Below are 19,033 nucleotides of genomic sequence, written 5' to 3'. Positions count from 1 at the left end.
GGGATCCGGGGGCTCGTCTAGTGACGGTGGTACCGGGAGCGCTTGCCGACGGCCTTGCTCACGTGGAGGCCGCCGGGAAGGTTCACGGTCACGTACGTGCGGCCGTCCGGCGTCCTGCTGACGTGGAACCGGCGGTTGCCGAAACTGTGGCCGACCCCGTGCCGGGACAGATTGAGCCGGAACGGTCCCAGCTTGATCGACTTTCTGTAACTCCAGCCCATGGCGTCTCCCCGGAACGTCGTGCGTCGTCGGGACAACGAGCGGCACGCGAAGGGGGTTCCCGGGCCCGCGCCGGGGGTCCGGGTCAGCGCCGGGAGTCGCTGCCCAGGGTCTTGCGCCAGTGGAACCCGCCGGGAAGGTTGACGTTGAGCGTCCGTCGGCCGTCGGCCGTCTTGGTCACCCGGAAGGCGCGGTTGCCCCAGCTGTGCCCCACCCCGCCCCGGGACAGGTTGAGACGGAACGGCCCCAGCTTGATCGACTTCCTATAACTCCAGCCCATGATCTCGACTCCTTGGTGGGTTGTGGAGTTCAGCTACCCATCAGGACCCCTTCAAACATGGGTAAAACGGATTAAGCGCCCGTAAAGGTCAGGACGAGGGGGTCGGCGCGGGGGTCCCCTCCCCGGACGCGGGGGGCGGGGGCATGCCGGGGAAGGCGTCGATGACCGGGCGCAGGCCGTACGAGCGGGTGACGCACTCCTGCATGGCGAGCGCGGCCATGCGGCGCAGCGTCGCGTCCTCCGTGGCGGCCAGCTCCAGGTAGGCCGCCGTCACCCCGCGCTCGACCAGCACCGCCAGCTCCACGGCCTGGGCCGCGGTGGAGGGAGTGATCGGCAGGGAATAGGCCGCCTCGGGCTCGGCCGGGGTGCCGCCGCGAGAGGTGATCAGGGAGCGGAGCTGGTCGCGGCGGGCCCGGTGGGCGTTGAACGCGTTCGTCGCGGTGGCCCGCAGCCTCCCCGTGGTCCTGGCGGCGATGACCCCGTAGGCGTGGACGGCGGCGTGCTCGGCCGCCAGGGCCGTGCCGAGCCCCTGATCGGCCCTCACAGGGACCTCGACAGGGCCGCGGCGTGCGCGGCCTCGCAGGCGCCGATGGACGCGATCAGCTGGGCCAGCGGGGGCGAGGCGTCCGCGAGCTGCCGGGCGCGCAGCGCCGCCGCCTTCCGCTCCAGGTCGCGCAGGCTCCGCAGGGAGACCTTCGGCTCCGGCGCGGGGGTGGCCGGGGCGGACGGCGCGGGGGTGGCCGGGGCGGGGGAACCGGCCGGCGCGGGGTCGGCGGGCAGCCGGCGGCGGAGTTCGGCGAGATGCGCCTCGTGCCGCTCCCGGAAGGGCGCGAGCCTGCTCGACGTCGCCGCCGCGTAGCGCGCGATCGTCCGCTCCTTGTCCTCGATCAGCTGTTTGAGCAGGACGGTCTCCGGATCGGGCGCCGCCGTCACGACCGGTTCCGGCCGCTCGGCGGTGCACCCGGGGACCATCGCGGCGGCGGCTCCGAGAGCACCGCCCCCCAGCAGGGTGCGCCGGGAGATGGAACGCACGGACGACCTCCGGTTCGGTGCGGGCTGCTGACGGCACTAGCATCGTACGGGCTCACAATGACAGCCGCCGCGCCCCTCGAGGGGCCTCGCCACACCGTGTGGCGCTCTTTCTACGCCCTGGTGTGGATAGGCTGGTGAGTCGCATGGGCGAGGTCCGCCCGCTTGAGATCGTGACAATGGGAGGTCGGCATGGGCAGCGCCACATCCCGCGACCGCCTGATGAAGCTTCTTGAACCCGTCGTCGGAGCCGAGGGGCTCGACCTGGAGGACGTCACGGTCACCCCGGCGGGCAAGCGGCGGTTGCTGCGCGTCGTCGTCGACCGTGACGGCGGCGTGAGCCTGGACGACGTCGCAGAGGTCAGCCTCGCCGTCTCCGCCGCGCTCGACGCCGATGACGCGATGGGCTCCGCACCGTACGTCCTGGAGGTCTCCTCTCCCGGGGTCGACCGCCCGCTCACCGAGCCGCGCCACTGGCGCCGTGCCACGAAGCGGCTGGTCAAGGCCGATCTGAGGGACGGCACCTCCCTGGAGGGGCGGATCGTCGCCACCGACGGGACCGGCGTGGAGCTGGACGTCGAGGGCGTGGCCCACCGCGTCGACTATCAGGACCTGACCCGAGGCAGGGTTCAGGTGGAATTCCGCCGGCTCGACGAGACCGACGACGACGGCGAGGACGCCGGAGACGACGGCGACGACGGCGACGAGGGCTAAGGGGAAGCCTCGTGGACATCGACATGAGCGTCCTGCGCAGCCTGGAGCGGGAGAAGGACATCTCCTTCGACCTGGTCGTCAAGGCGATCGAGGACGCACTTCTGATCGCGTACTTCCGGACCGAGGGCGCGGCCGCCAAGGCCCGCGCCGAGCTGGACCGGAGCACCGGCCACGTGACCATCTACGCGGCCGAGATCGGCGAGGGCGGGGAGGTGCTCAGGGAGTTCGACGACACCCCGGGCAACTTCAGCCGCATCGCGGCGACCACGGCCAAGCAGGTCATCCTGCAGCAGCTCAGGGACGCCGAGGACGAGATCAACTTCGGCGAGTTCGCCAGCCGCGAGGGCGAGCTCGTGGCCGGGGTGATCCAGCAGGGCAAGGACCCGCGGGTCGTCCTGGTGGACCTGGGCCGGATCGAGGCCGTGCTCCCGCACAACGAGCAGGTCCCCGGCGAGGAGTACGTCCACGGAGAGCGCATCCGCTGCTACGTGGTCCAGGTCAAGAAGGGTCACAAGGGCCCGTCGGTGACCCTCTCGCGCACCCATCCGGGCCTGGTGAAGAAGCTCTTCGCGCTGGAGGTCCCGGAGATCGGCGACGGCACGGTCGAGATCGCGGCCGTGGCGCGCGAGGCCGGGCACCGGACGAAGATCGCGGTGAGGTCCCGCCGTCCGGGCGTCAACGCCAAGGGCGCCTGCATCGGCCCGATGGGGTCGCGGGTGCGCAACGTGATGACCGAGCTGCACGGCGAGAAGATCGACATCATCGACTGGTCGGAGGATCCGGCGGAGTTCGTGGGCAACGCGCTCTCGCCCGCCCGGGTGTCCAACGTCGAGGTGATCGATCTCGCCGGTCGCGCGGCGCGCGTGACCGTGCCCGACTACCAGCTCTCCCTGGCCATCGGCAAGGAAGGTCAGAACGCCCGGCTGGCCGCACGGCTCACCGGCTGGCGCATCGACATCCGTCCCGACACCCAGGCGGGGGACGCGGCTGGTTCCGCAGATGCGTCTACACGGTAAGCTGGAATATGGTGGCCAGGTCACCCCACTGAGAACCTGTGTGGGGTGCCGGGTTCGCACGGTTTCCTCCGAGCTGCTCCGCCTGGTGGTGGTCGAGGGCGTCATAGTCCCCGACCTGCGACGACGGCTCCCGGGGCGTGGTGCTTCGCTGCATCCCACCTCGAGCTGTCTCCAGCTCGCCGAGCGCCGTCGAGCGTTTCCGCGCGCTTTTCGCGTCGCGGGACCGCTCGATCTGTCGCTGCTGCGAGACCACGTGGAAGAGCTGCAGGCTGAAAGGACCGGGTGAAATGGTTGCCAACTGTCATGTAGGACGCCGAGTTGATGGGCTGGTCAGATAGCTATGAGCGCCTGATGAGCATGCGGCGATGAACACATCTACGTAACGACGGTCCGGCGGCACTGCCTCCCGGGCCGAGTAAGGGAGTGCAGTGGCGAAGGTCCGGGTATACGAGCTCGCCAAGGAGTTCGGTGTCGAGAGCAAGGTCGTGATGGCCAAGCTCCAGGAGATGGGCGAGTTCGTGCGTTCGGCGTCCTCGACTATCGAAGCACCGGTAGTCCGCAGGCTCACTGAAGCTTTGGGCGGGTCCGCGAAGGGCTCGTCCGACAAGGGCGGCAGGACGCCCAGGCCGGCATCGCAGCCGGCCGGCGGCCAGGCCGCCAACGGCGCTCCGGCGCCGTCCGCCCCGAAGCCGGGGCCCGTTCCCAAGCCGGGTCCCAGGCCCGGCCCGGCTCCGCGACCCGCGGCCCCCGCGCCGCAGGCTCAGCAGCCGCAGATCCAGCAGCCCCCGGCGGCGCAGCAGCCTCCGGCGGTCCAGCCGCCGCGCTTCGAGGCGCCGCGTCAGGAAACCCGTCCGGCGGCACCCTCGGGTCCCCGTCCCGGCGCCGGGGCTCCCGGTGCCGGCGGGCCGAAGCCCGGCCCGCGGCCCGGACCCCGTCCGGCTCAGGGCGGCCGGCCCGAGGCGCCGCGTCCGGAGGGTCGTCCGGCGACCCCTTCGGGCCCCTCGGGTCCCCGTCCCGGCGCCGGGGCTCCCGGTGCCGGCGGGCCGAAGCCCGGCCCGCGTCCGGGCCCGCGCGGCCCGCGTCCGGGCAACAACCCGTTCTCCTCGAACGCCAGCGGCATGGGCCAGGCCCGTCCGCCGCGTCCGGGCGGCCCCGGAGGTCCCGGCGAGCGCGGTCCGCGTCCCGGCGGCCCGCGTGAGGATCGCGGTCCCCGCGAGGACCGCGGTCCCCGCGACGGCGCCGGTCCCCGTCCCGGCGGTCCGCGTCCCGGCCCGCCCGGTGCGGCCGGTCCCCGTCCGGGTCCCGGCGCGGGCGGCCCGCGTCCCGGTGGCACCGGCGGTGTCGCCGGTCCGCGTCCCGGCGGTCCGCGTCCCAGCCCGATGATGATGCCCCAGGGCCGTCCGGCCGGTCCGGGCGGCGGCGGTCGTCCCGGTGGCGGCGCCGGTCGTCCCGGCGGTGGCGCGGGTCGTCCCGGCGGTGGCGCGGGTCGTCCCGGCGGCGGCGGCGGCTTCGCCGCCCGTCCCGGTGGCGGCGCCGGTCGCCCGGGCACCGGCACCGGCGGTCCCGGTGGCGGCGGTGGCGGCGGCTTCGCCGGTCGTCCCGGTGGCGGCGGTGGCCGCGGCCGCGGCGGCGGCACGGCGGGCGCCTTCGGCCGTCCGGGCGGACGCCCGGCCCGCGGCCGCAAGTCCAAGCGCCAGAGGCGCCAGGAGTTCGACAACATGCAGGCCCCGGCGATCGGCGGCGTGCAGGTTCCCCGCGGTGGCGGCCAGACGGTCCGCCTGCCGCGCGGCGCCTCCCTGGCGGACTTCGCGGACAAGATCGGCGCCAACCCCGCGTCGCTGGTGCAGATCATGCTGCACCTCGGCGAGATGGTGACCGCCACGCAGTCGGTCAACGAGGAGACCCTGCAGCTGCTGGCCGCCGAGCTCGACTACAACCTCCTGGTCGTCAGCCCGGAGGAGGAGGACCGCGAGCTTCTCGAGTCCTTCGACATCGAGTTCGGCGAGGACGAGGGCGACGAGGCCGACCTGGTCGCGCGCCCGCCGGTGGTGACCGTCATGGGTCACGTCGACCACGGTAAGACCAAGCTGCTCGACGCCGTCCGCAAGACCAACGTGGTGGCCCGCGAGGCCGGTGGCATCACCCAGCACATCGGCGCCTACCAGATCGCCACCGAGCACGAGGGCGAGGAGCGGCGGATCACCTTCATCGACACCCCGGGTCACGAGGCGTTCACCGCCATGCGTGCCCGTGGTGCCAAGGTCACCGACATCGCCATCCTGGTGGTCGCGGCCGACGACGGTGTGAAGCCGCAGACCATCGAGGCGCTGAACCACGCCCAGGCGGCGGACGTTCCGATCGTGGTCGCGGTCAACAAGATCGACAAGGAGGGCGCCGACCCGAACAAGGTCCGGGCCCAGCTCACCGAGTACGGCCTCGTCGCCGAGGAGTACGGCGGCAGCACGCTGTTCGTCGACATCTCCGCCAAGAACGACATCGGCATCGAGAACCTGCTCGAGGCGGTCCTGCTCACCGCGGACGCCGAGCTCGACCTGCGGGCGAACCCGACGATGGACGCCCAGGGCGTCGCCATCGAGGCCCACCTCGACAAGGGGCGCGGCCCCGTCGCGACCGTGCTGGTCCAGCGCGGCACGCTCCGGGTCGGCGACTCGATCGTCTGTGGCGAGGCCTTCGGCCGCGTCCGGGCGATGCTGGACGACAACGGCGACTCGATCGACGAGGCCGACCCGTCGCGTCCGGTTCTGGTGCTCGGTCTGACCGCGGTGCCCGGCGCCGGTGACAACTTCATCGTCGTCACCGACGACCGGATGGCGCGCCAGATCGCCCAGCAGCGCGCCGCGCGCAAGCGCATCGCGGACATGGCCAAGTCCGGTCGGCGCCGCACCCTCGAAGAGATCTTCAACGAGATGGAGAAGGGCCAGATCGACGAGCTCAAGCTCATCATCAAGGGTGACGTCTCCGGTTCGGTCGAGGCTCTCGAGGACGCGCTGCTCAAGATCGACGTCGGCGAGGAGGTGCGCCTGCGGGTGCTCCACCGCGCGGTCGGCGCCATCACCGAGTACGACGTCAACCTGGCCATGGCCGACGACAACGCCGTCATCATCGGCTTCAACGTGCGTCCCGAGGTCCGGGCGCGCGACCTGGCCGAGCGCGAGGGCGTCGACATCCGCTACTACTCGGTCATCTACCAGGCGATCGAGGAGATCGAGGCGGCCCTCAAGGGCATGCTCAAGCCCGAGTTCGAAGAGGTCCAGATGGGCACCGCCGAAGTCCGCGAGGTCTTCAAGGTGCCGAAGATCGGCAACATCGCCGGTGCGCTGGTCCGTTCGGGTCTGATCGTCCGCAACAGCAAGGCGCGGATCATCCGTGGCGGTGTCGTGATCTCCGACAACCTCACCGTGTCGTCGCTGCGTCGCTTCAAGGACGACGCGACCGAGGTCCGCGAGGGCTTCGAGTGCGGTATCGGCGTCGGATACAACGACCTCCAGATCGACGACGTCATCGAGACGTTCGAGATGCGGGAGAAGCCGCGCGACTGATGCCCGTTCCCGCCCCGTCCGGTGCGCTTGGCCGCACCGGACGGGGCGGGTCGGCACGCGTGGTGACCGACCATGTACGTAGGTGCTCTGACATTGGACATCCTGCTCGGTGACGTGCGTTCGCTGAAGCAGAAGCGCTCCGTGGTGCGTCCCATCGTCGCCGAGGTGCAGCGGCGGTTCCCGGGGGTAGCGGTCGGCGAGACCGGCCACCTCGAACTGCACCGCCGTACGGAGATCGGGATCGCCGTCGTCTCCGCCACCGCCGCCAACTGCGAGCAGGTGCTGGACGACTGCGAACGCCTGGTCGCCGGCCGCCCGGAGATCGAGCTGCTGTCGGCCAGACGGCGGCTGCACAGCGACGACGAGGACTGACGAGGACGAGATGCGGGCGGCGGTCGCGGAGCCATCTCCGCGGCCGCCGGCCGTACAAGAAGGGGGGAAGCGAATATGGTGGACGCCGCACGCGCACGCAAGATCGCTGACCGTATCCAGCAGATCGTGGCCGAGCTGCTGGAGCGCCGGATCAAGGATCCGAGGCTGGGCTTCGTCACCATCACCGACGCCCGAATCACCGCCGACCTGAGCGACGCCACGGTGTTCTACACCGTGTTCGGCTCCGAGGCCGAGCGGGCCGACTCCGCGGCGGCGCTGGAGAGCGCCAAGGGGCTCATCCGCTCGGAGGTGGGCCGGCAGACCGGCCTGCGCCACACGCCGACGCTGACGTTCACGCACGACCCGCTCCCCGACAGCGCCCGGCACATCAACGACCTGCTCGCCGAGGCCCGCGCCAGGGACGAGGAGATCGCCAGGAAGGCCGAGAGCGCGCAGTACGCCGGCGAGGCCGACCCGTACCGCAGGCCCGACGAGGACGAGGACGGCGAAGACGGCGAATCCCCCGAAAGCGCGGACGAGTCACCGGACCGCGCGGGACACTCGGCGACGTGACGTCCGACCTGCTCGACGGCGGTCCGGTCCCAGACCATGACTGGGAGCGGGCCGCCGAGCTCATCTCCTCCGCCACCGAGGTCGCCCTGGCCTGCCACATCGCGCCGGACGGCGACGCCCTCGGGTCGATGCTGGCGGCCGGGCTGGCGCTGCGCGCGGCGGGCAAGCGGGTGGCGGCCTCCTTCGGGGACCGCCGGTTCGAGGTGCCCCGGCTGCTGCGCTTCCTGCCGGGGCAGGACCTGCTGGTCGGGCCCGGCGACTATCCGGCCGCACCCGACCTGATGATCACTTTTGACGCGGCCGTCGCCGACCGGCTCGGTGTGCTGGCCGAGAACGCGGGCAAGGCCCGTGAGCTGATCGTGGTGGACCACCACCCGTCCAACCCCGGGTTCGGCACGCTCAACCTGGTCGACCCCGCCGCCGCCTCCACCACCACGCTCGTGGAGAAGCTGCTGCACCGGCTCGGCCTCCCGGTCGACGAGGCCATCGCGACCTGCCTGTACACCGGCCTGGTCACCGACACCGGCTCCTTCCGGCACTCCTCCACCACTCCCGCCGCGCACCGCATGGCCGCCCGGCTGGTGGCCACCGGCCTGAACACCGAGGAGATCGCCCGGCAGCTCTGGGACCGCTCGCCGTTCGGCTACCTGAAGGCGCTGGGCGCGGTCCTCGACCGGGTGACCCTGGAGCCCGAGGTGGGCGGGGGGCTGGTCTGGACGTTCGTCGCCCGGACGGACCGGGCGGCGCACGGCCTGCCGTACGACGCGGTGGAGGGGATCATCGACGTGATCCGGCGCGCCGACGAGGCGGACGTGGCCGTCGTCCTGAAGGAGGACGACGACGGCGTCTGGCAGGTCTCCACCCGCTCCAAGGGCGGCACGGACGTCGCGCGCCTGTGCGCCGCGCTGGGCGGCGGCGGGCACGCCAGGGCCGCCGGCTTCACCTCCCACCTTCCCGTCGAGGAGACGATGGCGCGTCTGCGCGCGCTCGTCGCAGAAGGAACCTCCCCATGAGCACGGCTCGCGCCAAGCGCACCCCTCCGCCGAGCGGGTTGATCATCGTGGACAAGCCCGCCGAGTGGACCTCGCACGACGTCGTCGGCAAGCTCCGCGGCATCGCGGGCACCCGCAGGGTCGGCCATGCCGGGACCCTCGATCCGATGGCCACCGGCGTGCTGGTGGTCGGCGTGGAGAAGGCGACCCGGCTCCTCGGCCACCTGGCGCTCACCGAGAAGGGCTACGACGGCACGATCCGGCTCGGCCAGTCCACCAACACCGACGACGCCGAGGGGGAGGTCGTCGCGACGGCCTCGGCGGCCGGGGTGACCGAGGAGGACGTGCGCCGCGGCGTCGCGACCCTGACCGGGCGGATCATGCAGATCCCGCCGCAGGTGAGCGCGATCAAGGTGAACGGCGAGCGGGCCTACAAGCGGGCCAGGGCCGGGGAGGAGGTCGAGCTCCAGGCGCGCCCGGTGACGGTCTCCGGCTTCGAGATCACCGCCTTCCGGCGGGAGGGTGACCTGCTCGACGTCGACGTCTCGGTGACCTGCTCCAGCGGGACCTACATCCGGGCGCTCGCCCGCGACCTCGGCGCGTTCCTCGGGACCGGCGGCCACCTGACCTACCTGCGCCGCACCCGGGTCGGCCCCTACGACCTGTCGATGGCCCGCACGATCGAGGAGCTCGGCCGGGAGTGCGTGATCCTGCCCATGGCCGAGGCCGTCGCGGCGGCGTTCCCGCGCCGCGACGTGACCGCCGAGGAGGCGGGCAGGGTCGCGCACGGCGGGAGACTGCCCGCGGCGGGCCTGGGCGCGGGCCCGATAGGGGTGTTCGACCCGGACGGCACGTTGATCGCCCTGGTCGAGGAGCACGGCAAGACCGCCAAGTCCCTGGCCGTGTTCGTGGGGTGAGACTCGGAAGGGGAGCAAGCGCCTCCCCGGTTGGGGGAAGGCCGGGGAAGCATGGGAGGCTGTGGAGTGCCCGGTGACAGGGGCGTCGCGCGGCAGCGCGGTCCCCGGCGCCGGGCGTTTCGAAGCGGATCCGTCACGAGGGAAGAGGCTCACGTGCGAGGCTGGCACGGACTGGACGACGTGCCCGAGGACTGGGGCAGGTCCGTCATCACGATCGGCGTCTTCGACGGTGTTCACACCGGGCACCAGCAGATGGTGGCGCGCGCCGTGACGATGGCGCGGCGGCTCGGGCTGCCCTCGGTGGTGGTGACGTTCGACCCGCATCCGGAGGAGGTCGTCCGGCCGGGCACGCACCCGCCGCGCCTGACCACGGCCCGGCACCGCACGGAGCTGCTGTCCTCCCTCGGCGTGGACGCGGTCTGCGTGCTCCCGTTCACCCTGGAGTTCTCCCAGATGAGCCCGGACGAGTTCGTGCAGACGGTGCTGGTCGACCGGTTGCACGCGGCGGGGGTCGTGGTGGGGGAGAACTTCCGCTTCGGGCACAAGGCCGCCGGCGACGTGGAGACGTTGCGGACGCTCGGGGAGAAGTACGACTTCGAGGCCGAGGGCGTGCCGCTGGTGAGCAACGGCGAGGCCATCTCCTCCACCCGGATCCGCGAACTTCTCGCCGCCGGGCAGATCGAGGCCGTCACCGCCGCGCTGGGCCGCCCGCACCGGGTGGAGGGCGTGGTGGTCCGCGGCTACCAGCGCGGCCGCCAGCTGGGCTTCCCGACCGCCAACGTCGAGTCGCCGGAGTTCACCGCGATCCCCGACGACGGCGTCTACGCGGGCTGGCTGCAGGGCATCCCGACCGGCAACCTGCCGGCCGTCTACGGCGGCGAGCGCTGGCCCGCGGCCATCTCCGTGGGCACCAACCCGACCTTCGAGGGCGTGGACCGCACCGTCGAGGCCTACGCGCTGGACCGCGACGACCTCGACCTGTACGGCGCGCACGTGGCCGTCGACTTCGGCCACCGGCTCCGCGGCAACACGAGGTTCGACTCGATCGAGGCGCTGATCGAGCAGATGAACGCCGACGTCGCCGAGACCCGCCGCCTGACCTCCTGAAGCCGGACGCCCGGCCCGCGGTCGCCCCGACCTCGTCGATCATGGTGATCGCTTCCCCCGGGGATCAGCCGGACACGCGTCCGGGCGAGGTCAGGCGGGGGAGGGCAGGAGGGCCTGGCGGGCGTAGGCCGTCGCGTGGGCGATCGAGCCCTCGCGGGTGGCTCCGGGGACGCCGATCACGATCTGGGTGCTGAAGCCGTCCAGCATGGCGCGCAGCCGTACGGAGAAGTCCTCCAGGTCCACGGGGGCGAACTCGCCGGCGCGGGCGCCCTGCTCCAGCAGCGCGACCAGGTCGCGGTGCCAGGCCAGGTCGAGCTCCGCCTGGGTCTCGCCCAGCGCGGGGACCGCCAGCGTGCGGCCCCACACGTGCACCCAGAGCAGCCAGCGCGGGTCTGCCGTCCCCTCGGGGAGGTACAGCCCGGCGAAGGCGGGGATCCGGTCCATCGCGCTCCCGCCGGCCGTCAGCAGCGCCGTCCGGCCCGGGACGTGCTTCTCCTCGCTCCAGCGCAGCGTCTCCAGCAGGACCTGGTCCTTGCTGCCGAAATAGTAGAGGACGTGGCCGCCGCTGGTGCCCACCCGCCGGGCGAGCTCGGCCATCGTCATCTCGGCCGGGCCGTACTCGGCGATCGCCTCCATCGCGGCTTCGAGCATCTGCTCGCGCGGGCGCTCCAGCCGCCGCCGGACCGTGCCGCGCGCCTGACCGCGTGCCATGTCGCCTCGTTCCGGTAACGGGTCATTAAGGAGTCTTGACGCTGAACTCTACGACAGTGCATTTTGAATGGCATTCAAAATTTTGAACATCATTCAAAACTGATCGTCGTGTGAGGAGCCCCCGTGCTCGACCAATCCACACTCGCGCCGCAGCCGGCTCCATCCCTGCCGCGAGTCCTCGGCCTGTTCGGCGCGGTCATGCTGACCCTGTCGTGCATCACGCCCACCTCGTCGCTGTTCATCATCGTCCCCGAGGTGCTGGCCGAGCAGGGGAGCGGCGCGGTGATCGCCCTGGTCGCCGGGCTGGTGGTCTCGGCCGGGATCGCCTTCTGCTACGCCGAGCTGGGCACGCTCGTGCCGAGCTCCGGCGGCGAGTACGCCATGGTGACCACGGTGCTCGGCCGGTTCGCCGGATGGGTCACCTTCGGGCTCTCCGCCTCCCTCCTGGTGGTCATTCCGCCGATCATCGCCCTGGGCACCGCCGACTACCTGGCGGACCTGTTCACCGTGGACCGAGCGCTCGCCGGGGCGGTCGTCATGCTGCTGGCCACGGTGTTCGCCGTGCTCGACGTGCGCTCCAACGCCTTCATCACCGGCGCCTTCCTCGCCGTCGAGATCATCGCCGCCGCCGTGGTCGCGGGCTTCGGCTTCCTCAACTCCGAGCGCGACGTGTCGGTGCTGGTCTCCCCGGTGGTGCCGGACGGCCAGGGCGGCCTGTCGGCCTTCTCCGCGGGCATCCTGATGGCCGGGCTCACGGTCACGATGTTCTCCTTCAACGGCTTCGGCTCGGCCGTCTACCTCACCGAGGAGATCAAGAACCCGCGCCGCAACGTCCCCCGGACCGTCTTCTGGTCGCTCGGCCTGGCCGGAGCGATCATCATCATTCCCACGGCCGCCGCGGTGCTCGGCGTCGGCTCGCTCGACGACCTGGTCAACGGCACCTTCCCCGACTACGTCCGGGCCTGGACCAGCCCCGGCTTCGCCGCCATGATCAACCTGGGCATCGCGATCGCGATCCTCAACGCGGTGCTGGTCATGGCGCTGCAGAACGGCCGCGTCATCTTCGCCTCCGGACGCGACCGCGCCTGGCCCGAGCCGGTCAACCGCGCCCTGACCAAGCTCCACCCCAAGTGGGGCTCGCCCTGGGTCAGCACCCTGGCCATCGGCCTGCCCGGCGCGCTGATGGCGGCCGTGCTCAACATCGAGGAACTGCTCGGCGTGACCTCGGTCATCCTGACGCTGGTCTCCCTCGTCATCGCGGTCGCCGCCATCCGCGCCCGCTCGGGCGGATACCGCCGGGCCGCGGCCTGGAGGATGCCGCTCTGGCCGGTGGTCCCGATCGCGGTGATCGCCGCCCTGCTCTACGCCCTGGCCGAGCAGGACCTGACGGACCTGGCCGTCGCCGGCGGCATCATCGCGATCTGCAGCGCCTACTACTTCCTGTACCTGCGGCCCCGCGCCGCCAGCCGCTGGGTCGTGACGGCCCCCGAGGAGACGACCGGCCAGGAGGACGAGCGGTGAACGACCTGGTCGTCCGCAACGCCCGGATCCACACCGTGGACCCGGCGCTGCCCCGGGCGCAGGCGCTGGCCGTACGGGACGGGCGGATCACCTGGATCGGCGACGACGCCTCCCGCCCGGAGGCCGCCGAGGTGATCGACGCGGGCGGGCGGCTGGTCCTGCCCGGCTTCGTGGACGCCCACAACCACGTACGGCTCGGCTCGGACGACGCGTGCGTCCAGCTCGCCGGGGCGGGCTCCCTGGCGGAGATCGGCCGGCGGATCGCCGCGTGGCGGGCGGCCAACCCCGGCGCCCGGTGGATCGAGTGCGAGGGCTTCGAGTACTCCGCCGTCCCCGGCGGCCGGATGCCGCGCGCCGCCGACCTGGACCCGCTCACCGAGGGCCTGCCCGCCTTCGTGTTCGGCTACGACGTGCACACCATGTGGCTGAACACGGCCGGCCTGCGCGAGCTGGGCATCGACCGCGACCACACCGACCTGCCGTACGGCGTGGCCGAGACCGACGAGACGGGCGAGCCGACCGGGTTCGTCACCGAGTTCGCGGTGCGCGGGCTGTCCCGGGACGGCCAGCGCGCCCTCGCTGGGCTGGGGGTGCCGTGGGCGAGCGCCGAGCGGCAGTACCCCCGGCTGCTGGCCAGCCTCGACATGGCCACCCGGTACGGCATCACCACGATCGTCGAGCCGCAGAACTCGCTGGACGACCTGGCGCTGTTCGAGCGGGCCCGGGCCGAGGGGCGGCTCCGGTCGCGGGTGATCGCCGCGCTGTTCCACCCCCGCGGCACGGGCGACGCCGAGCTGGCGGACTTCGCCGCAGCGGCCCGCGGCGGGGACGAGTGGCTGCGGGCCGGGCCGCTCAAGCTCTACATCGACGACGTGGTGGAGCCGCACACGGCGGCGCTGCTGGAGCCGTACTGCGGGCACGCGCACCGGGGGGAGACCTTCTACGACCCGGAGGAGTTCGCGCAGCTGCTGGCCAAGCTGGACGCGGCGGGCTTCCAGGCGTTCGTGCACGCCACCGGGGACCGGGGCATCCGCACCGTGCTGGACGCCGTCGAGCACGCCCGGGAGGTGAACGGCCCCCGGGACGCCCGGCACCAGGTCGTCCACGTCGAGTGCCTCGACCCGGCGGACGTGCCGCGCTTCGCCGAGCTGGGCGTCGTCGCCTGCATGCAGCCCCGGCACTGCTCGCCCGACATCGCCGGGCCCGGCCACGACTGGGCCGAGGCCGTGGGACCGGGCCGGTGGGCCAAGGCGTGGCCGATGCGCTCGCTGCACGAGGCGGGAGCCGTGCTGGCGTTCTCCAGCGACTGGAACGTCGCCGAGATGGACCCCATGATCGGCATCTACACCGCCGTCACCCGGCGCGGCCTGGCGGGCGGCCCCGCCTGGGTGCCGGAGGAGGCCGTTGACCTGGAGACCGCGATCCGGGCCTACACGCTGGGCTCGGCCCACGCCAACTTCTGCGACCACGACCGCGGTTCCCTGACCGTGGGCAAGCTCGCCGACCTGGTGATCCTCTCCGAGGACCTCTTCGGGATCCCGGTCGAGCGCATCCCCGAGGTCCGGGCCGAGACCGTGATCGTGGGCGGCGGGGTCGTGGAGCGTGCGAGCACGTGACGGCCGATGGTAGCCTGGCATGTCAGCTCTGTAACCGGTGGTGAAGTCATCCCCGGCCGCTGACTCCCGCCACGGCGACTGTAGGCACACACGGTCGCTCGGGCCTTTTCCGAAATCAACGTGTGCCCGTAGATGTTCAAGGAGAGACGTGTCGCTCGACAGCGCCGCCAAGAAGCAGATCATCGGTGAATACGCCAAGAGCGAGGCCGACACCGGCTCGCCCGAGGTGCAGATCGCGCTGCTCAGCAAGCGCATCAGTGAGCTCACCGAGCACATGAAGCGGAACAAGCACGACTTCCACAGCCAGCGCGGTCTGCTGCTGCTGGTCGGCCGTCGCCGTCGCCTGCTCAAGTACCTGCAGAACAAGGACATCGAGCGTTACCGTTCGCTTATCGAGCGACTCGGTCTTCGCCGATAGCATGACGGGGGAGTGGCGTTCGCGCCGCTCCCCCATCTCGTAGGGCCCGTTTCGGCGCGTCGCGTCACGGGAACCCGGTCCTACGAGCAAACTGAATAGCCGAGAAAGTGCCCCCGCGTCCGCAAGCAAACGCGCCCCACGGCGTCGGAGGGCCGGTCCTCGGTAGTGGCCCCCGGTCACCGCGGCGAATGCCGCACACACGAACCGGGCGCTTCGATCGAAGACCGGCGCTGCACCTACGGGGAAGCGGCAACAAAGACGACCCAGGCATGACACGCGTGCCCGGGCGGACGCGGGTGACCGACCACAAGGAGGTCCCCCGTGGAGGGTGTCCACAGCAGTGAAGCCGTCATCGACAACGGCTCTTTCGGCACGCGTACGATCCGGTTCGAGACCGGACGGCTCGCGCGCCAGGCGGCGGGTTCCGCCGTCGCCTACCTGGACGACGAGACGATGGTCCTGTCCGCGACCACCGCGTCCAAGAATCCCAAGGAGAACCTCGACTTCTTCCCCCTCACGGTGGACGTCGAGGAGCGGATGTACGCCGCGGGCCGCATCCCCGGCTCGTTCTTCCGCCGTGAGGGCCGTCCCTCCGAGGACGCCATCCTCACCTGCCGCCTGATCGACCGGCCGCTGCGCCCGTCGTTCGTCAAGGGCCTGCGCAACGAGATCCAGGTCGTCGCCACGATCATGGCGCTCAACCCCGACCACCTGTACGACGTGGTCGCGATCAACGCCGCGTCCCTGTCCACCCAGCTCGCCGGACTGCCCTTCTCCGGCCCGATCGGCGGCGTGCGCGTCGCGCTGATCGAGGGCCAGTGGATCGCCTTCCCGACCCACTCGGAGCTGGAGAGCGCCACCTTCGACATGGTCGTGGCCGGCCGGGTCCTGGAGGACGGCGACGTCGCGATCATGATGGTCGAGGCCGAGTCCACCCGCGACACGCTCAAGCTCGTCGCCGAGGGCGCGGTCGCGCCGACCGAGGAGACCGTGGCCGAGGGCCTGGAGGCCTCCAAGCGGTTCATCAAGGTGCTGTGCGACGCGCAGTCCAAGCTGGCCGGGGTCGCCGCCAAGGAGACCGCCGAGTACCCCGTCTTCCTCGACTACCAGGACGACGTCCTGGAGGCCGTGAGCGGCGCGGTCAAGACCGAGCTGGCCGCCGCGCTGACCATCGCGGGCAAGCAGGAGCGCGAGATCGAGCTCGACCGGGTCAAGAGCCTGGCCGCCGAGAAGGTCGCCCCCGACTTCGAGGGCCGCGAGAAGGAGGTCGGCGCCGCCTTCCGGTCGCTGACCAAGAAGCTCATGCGCGAGCGCGTCATCAACGAGGGCGTGCGCATCGACGGCCGCGGCGCGAAGGACATCCGCCAGCTGACCGCCGAGGTCCACGTGGTGCCCCGGGTCCACGGCTCGGCCCTGTTCGAGCGCGGCGAGACCCAGATCATGGGCATCACCACGCTCAACATGCTCCGCATGGAGCAGATGATCGACACGCTGAACCCCGAGCGCACCAAGCGCTACATGCACAACTACAACTTCCCGCCCTACTCCACCGGCGAGACCGGCCGGGTGGGCTCTCCCAAGCGCCGCGAGATCGGCCACGGCGCGCTCGCCGAGCGGGCGCTCATCCCGGTCCTGCCGGCCCGCGAGGAGTTCCCCTACGCGATCCGCCAGGTGTCGGAGGCGCTCGGCTCCAACGGCTCCACCTCGATGGGCTCGGTGTGCGCCAGCACGATGTCGCTGCTGGACGCGGGCGTCCCGCTGAAGGGCATCGTCGCGGGCATCGCGATGGGCCTGATCAACGAGGGCGACCAGTACGTCACGCTGACCGACATCCTCGGCGCCGAGGACGCCATGGGCGACATGGACTTCAAGGTCGCCGGCACCAAGGACGTCATCACCGCGCTGCAGCTCGACACCAAGCTCGACGGCATCCCCGCCTCGGTCCTGGCCGCCGCGCTGAAGCAGGCCAAGGGCGCCCGCCTGGCCATCATCGACGTGATGCAGGAGGCCATCGACTCCCCGGCGGAGATGAACGCCACGGCTCCGCGCATCATCACGATCAAGGTCCCGGTCGACAAGATCGGCGAGGTCATCGGCCCGAAGGGCAAGATGATCAACCAGATCCAGGACGACACCGGCGCCGAGATCACGATCGAGGACGACGGCACCATCTACATCGGCGCCACCGACGGCCCGTCCGCCGAGGCGGCCCGTTCGGCGATCAACGCCATCGCCAACCCGCACATGCCGGAGGTCGGCGAGCGCTACCTGGGCACGGTCGTCAAGATCGCCGCCTTCGGCGCGTTCATCTCCCTCATGCCGGGCAAGGACGGCCTGCTGCACGTCTCCCAGATCCGCAAGCTGCACGGCGGCAAGCGCATCGAGAACGTCGAGGACGTCATGAACGTGGGCGAGAAGATCCAGGTGGAGATCGCCGAGATCGACTCGCGCGGCAAGCTCTCGCTCGTCCCGGTCGAGGTCGTCGAGAAGGAGGCCGAGGCCAAGGGCGAGGCCGGCACCCCCGAGTCGGGCGAGTCGGACGCGGCCCCCGCCGCCTCCGCCGCTCCCGCCGAGGACAGGCCCGCCGAGGACAAGCCCCGCCGCACCCGCGTGCGGACCCGCAGCAGCGGCGGCAACCGCGGGGGAGAAGACCGCAACTCGTGATGACCACCACTCTGCACCCCGGCAAGGACGGCGCCGGGGTCGTGCAGCGCACCGTCCTCCCCGGTGGGCTCCGGGTGGTGACCGAATCCATGCCGACCGTGCGATCCGTCGCGGTCGGCATGTGGGTCGGCATCGGATCGAGGGACGAGGCGCCCGAGCACATGGGCGCCTCCCACTTCCTTGAGCACCTGCTGTTCAAGGGGACCCCCACACGGGACGCCCTGGAGATCTCCGCGGCCATCGAGGGCATCGGCGGTGAGATCAACGCCTTCACCGCCAAGGAGTACACCTGCTACTACGCCCGGGTCCTCGACGAGGACCTGAAGGTGGCGATCGACGTGCTCGCCGACGTGGTGACCTCCTCGCTGATCACTCCCGACGACGTCGAGGCCGAGCGTGGCGTGATCCTGGAGGAGATCGCCATGCACGACGACGACCCGTCGGACGTGGTGCACGAGCAGTTCTCCGCGGAGCTGTACGGCGACACGCCCATCGGCAGGCCGATCCTCGGCACGGTCGAGTCGATCAACGCGATCGCCCGCGACCGGATCGTGGAGTACTACCGGACCTACTACCTGCCCACCCGCACGGTGGTGTCGGTGGCGGGCAACGTCACCCACGAGCAGGTGGTGGAACTGGTCGCCGCCGCCTACGAGCGGGCCGGCGCCCTGGGCGGCGACGCCTCGCCGATCCCGCCGCGGGTGTCCGGCGAGGGCGTCGAGCCCCGCTCCGGCATCCGGGTGCTGCACCGCCCGACCGAACAGGCCAACCTGGTCCTGGGCACGACCGGCATCACCCGCACCGACGACCGCCGCTTCGCCCTCGGCGTGCTCAACGCGGCGCTCGGCGGCGGCATGTCGTCGCGCCTGTTCCAGGAGATCCGGGAGAAGCGCGGCCTGGCCTACTCGACGTACAGCTACACCTCCCAGTACGCCGACACCGGCCAGTTCGGCATCTACGCCGGCTGCCTGCCCTCCAAGATCGACGATGTGCTGGAGATCTGCCGCGAGGAGATCCACCGGGTGGTCGCCGAGGGCATCACCGAGGACGAGATCGTCCGCGGCAAGGGCCAGATGCGCGGCGGCCTCGTGCTCGGCCTGGAGGACACCGGCTCCCGGATGTCCCGGATCGGCAAGGGCGACCTCGTCTACGACGAACTGCTCTCGGTCGACGAGGTACTGGCGCGGATCGACGCGGTCACTCCCGAGGAGATCACCGAGATCGCCCGCGACATCTTCACGCGCCCGCTGACCCTCGCGGTCATCGGCCCCTACGAGGACAAGGACTTCAGCCGGGCACTGTCCGTCTGACGCCCCAGCACGGC

19 protein-coding genes are annotated in these 19,033 nt (G+C 71.6%); 14 read left to right on the top strand and 5 right to left on the bottom strand.

All coding sequences use genetic code 11. From position 1 onward, the window contains the following. Positions 1–17 precede the first annotated feature (17 nt). The 4 genes from Plo01_RS20575 to Plo01_RS20560 all read right to left on the bottom strand — a co-directional run bounded on the left by Plo01_RS20575 (position 18) and on the right by Plo01_RS20560 (position 1,531). Positions 18–221: a DUF4236 domain-containing protein gene (locus tag Plo01_RS20575; protein WP_203892279.1), complete on the bottom strand. Its 204-nt coding sequence runs from the start codon at positions 219–221 to the stop codon at positions 18–20. Positions 222–304: 83 nt separating this feature from the next. Then, entirely contained in the window at positions 305–499 is a 195-nt protein-coding gene (locus Plo01_RS20570; RefSeq protein WP_203892278.1) for a DUF4236 domain-containing protein, read from the bottom strand. 88 nt (positions 500–587) lie between these two features. Next, positions 588–1,043: a ferritin-like domain-containing protein gene (locus Plo01_RS20565; protein WP_203892277.1), complete on the bottom strand. Its 456-nt coding sequence runs from the start codon at positions 1,041–1,043 to the stop codon at positions 588–590. After that, entirely contained in the window at positions 1,040–1,531 is a 492-nt protein-coding gene (locus Plo01_RS20560; protein WP_203892276.1) for a twin-arginine translocation signal domain-containing protein, read from the bottom strand. Before Plo01_RS20560 ends, Plo01_RS20565 begins: the two co-directional genes overlap by 4 nt. A gap of 189 nt (positions 1,532–1,720) precedes the next feature. On the opposite strand from Plo01_RS20560, the gene rimP reads away from it, so the two are divergent. The 9 genes from rimP to Plo01_RS20515 all read left to right on the top strand — a co-directional run bounded on the left by rimP (position 1,721) and on the right by Plo01_RS20515 (position 10,779). Then, positions 1,721–2,242 (top strand): ribosome maturation factor RimP, encoded by a 522-nt coding sequence (gene rimP / locus Plo01_RS20555; protein ID WP_203892275.1) that lies wholly within the window; start codon positions 1,721–1,723, stop codon positions 2,240–2,242. Between the two features lie 11 nt (positions 2,243–2,253). Continuing rightward, positions 2,254–3,258, top strand: coding sequence for a transcription termination factor NusA (gene nusA / locus Plo01_RS20550; RefSeq protein WP_239316724.1), 1,005 nt, complete (start codon positions 2,254–2,256; stop codon positions 3,256–3,258). After that, on the top strand, positions 3,242–3,544 hold the full coding sequence (locus Plo01_RS20545) for a YlxR family protein (protein ID WP_203892274.1): 303 nt from the start codon (positions 3,242–3,244) through the stop codon (positions 3,542–3,544). The genes nusA and Plo01_RS20545 overlap by 17 nt, the downstream gene beginning before the upstream one ends. Before the next feature lie 142 nt (positions 3,545–3,686). Beyond that, positions 3,687–6,818, top strand: coding sequence for a translation initiation factor IF-2 (gene infB / locus Plo01_RS20540; RefSeq protein WP_203892273.1), 3,132 nt, complete (start codon positions 3,687–3,689; stop codon positions 6,816–6,818). A gap of 72 nt (positions 6,819–6,890) precedes the next feature. Beyond that, complete coding sequence (locus Plo01_RS20535; protein ID WP_203892272.1) at positions 6,891–7,190, top strand: DUF503 domain-containing protein; 300 nt, start codon at positions 6,891–6,893, stop codon at positions 7,188–7,190. 75 nt (positions 7,191–7,265) lie between these two features. Beyond that, positions 7,266–7,763: a 30S ribosome-binding factor RbfA gene (rbfA, locus tag Plo01_RS20530; protein WP_203892271.1), complete on the top strand. Its 498-nt coding sequence runs from the start codon at positions 7,266–7,268 to the stop codon at positions 7,761–7,763. After that, complete coding sequence (locus Plo01_RS20525) at positions 7,760–8,776, top strand: DHH family phosphoesterase (protein ID WP_203892270.1); 1,017 nt, start codon at positions 7,760–7,762, stop codon at positions 8,774–8,776. Before rbfA ends, Plo01_RS20525 begins: the two co-directional genes overlap by 4 nt. After that, positions 8,773–9,672: a tRNA pseudouridine(55) synthase TruB gene (gene truB / locus Plo01_RS20520; RefSeq protein ID WP_203892269.1), complete on the top strand. Its 900-nt coding sequence runs from the start codon at positions 8,773–8,775 to the stop codon at positions 9,670–9,672. Before Plo01_RS20525 ends, truB begins: the two co-directional genes overlap by 4 nt. 153 nt (positions 9,673–9,825) lie before the next feature. Then, positions 9,826–10,779 carry a bifunctional riboflavin kinase/FAD synthetase gene (locus Plo01_RS20515; protein WP_203892268.1) on the top strand — a complete coding sequence of 318 codons (954 nt, stop codon included), beginning with the start codon at positions 9,826–9,828 and terminating at the stop codon, positions 10,777–10,779. Positions 10,780–10,869: 90 nt separating this feature from the next. Here Plo01_RS20515 and Plo01_RS20510 read toward each other — a convergent pair whose 3' ends face one another. Next, positions 10,870–11,490 carry a TetR/AcrR family transcriptional regulator gene (locus Plo01_RS20510; protein ID WP_203892267.1) on the bottom strand — a complete coding sequence of 207 codons (621 nt, stop codon included), beginning with the start codon at positions 11,488–11,490 and terminating at the stop codon, positions 10,870–10,872. Between the two features lie 123 nt (positions 11,491–11,613). Between Plo01_RS20510 and Plo01_RS20505 the strand changes: the two genes are divergently transcribed. From Plo01_RS20505 to Plo01_RS20485, 5 genes are all read left to right on the top strand, one after another. Further along, positions 11,614–13,011, top strand: coding sequence for an APC family permease (locus Plo01_RS20505; protein ID WP_203892266.1), 1,398 nt, complete (start codon positions 11,614–11,616; stop codon positions 13,009–13,011). After that, on the top strand, positions 13,008–14,627 hold the full coding sequence (locus Plo01_RS20500) for an amidohydrolase (protein ID WP_203892265.1): 1,620 nt from the start codon (positions 13,008–13,010) through the stop codon (positions 14,625–14,627). Before Plo01_RS20505 ends, Plo01_RS20500 begins: the two co-directional genes overlap by 4 nt. Positions 14,628–14,775: 148 nt before the next feature. Further along, on the top strand, positions 14,776–15,045 hold the full coding sequence (gene rpsO, locus Plo01_RS20495; protein ID WP_184945291.1) for a 30S ribosomal protein S15: 270 nt from the start codon (positions 14,776–14,778) through the stop codon (positions 15,043–15,045). A gap of 321 nt (positions 15,046–15,366) precedes the next feature. After that, positions 15,367–17,709, top strand: coding sequence for a polyribonucleotide nucleotidyltransferase (locus Plo01_RS20490; protein ID WP_203892264.1), 2,343 nt, complete (start codon positions 15,367–15,369; stop codon positions 17,707–17,709). Beyond that, positions 17,709–19,019 (top strand): M16 family metallopeptidase, encoded by a 1,311-nt coding sequence (locus Plo01_RS20485; protein WP_203892263.1) that lies wholly within the window; start codon positions 17,709–17,711, stop codon positions 19,017–19,019. Before Plo01_RS20490 ends, Plo01_RS20485 begins: the two co-directional genes overlap by 1 nt. The last annotated feature ends 14 nt before the right edge of the window (positions 19,020–19,033 follow it).

The organism is Planobispora longispora (assembly GCF_016863135.1).
GTDB lineage: Bacteria > Actinomycetota > Actinomycetes > Streptosporangiales > Streptosporangiaceae > Planobispora > Planobispora longispora.
Note: the sequence above shows the minus strand (reverse complement) of the source record. Positions and strands in the feature narration are given on the sequence as shown.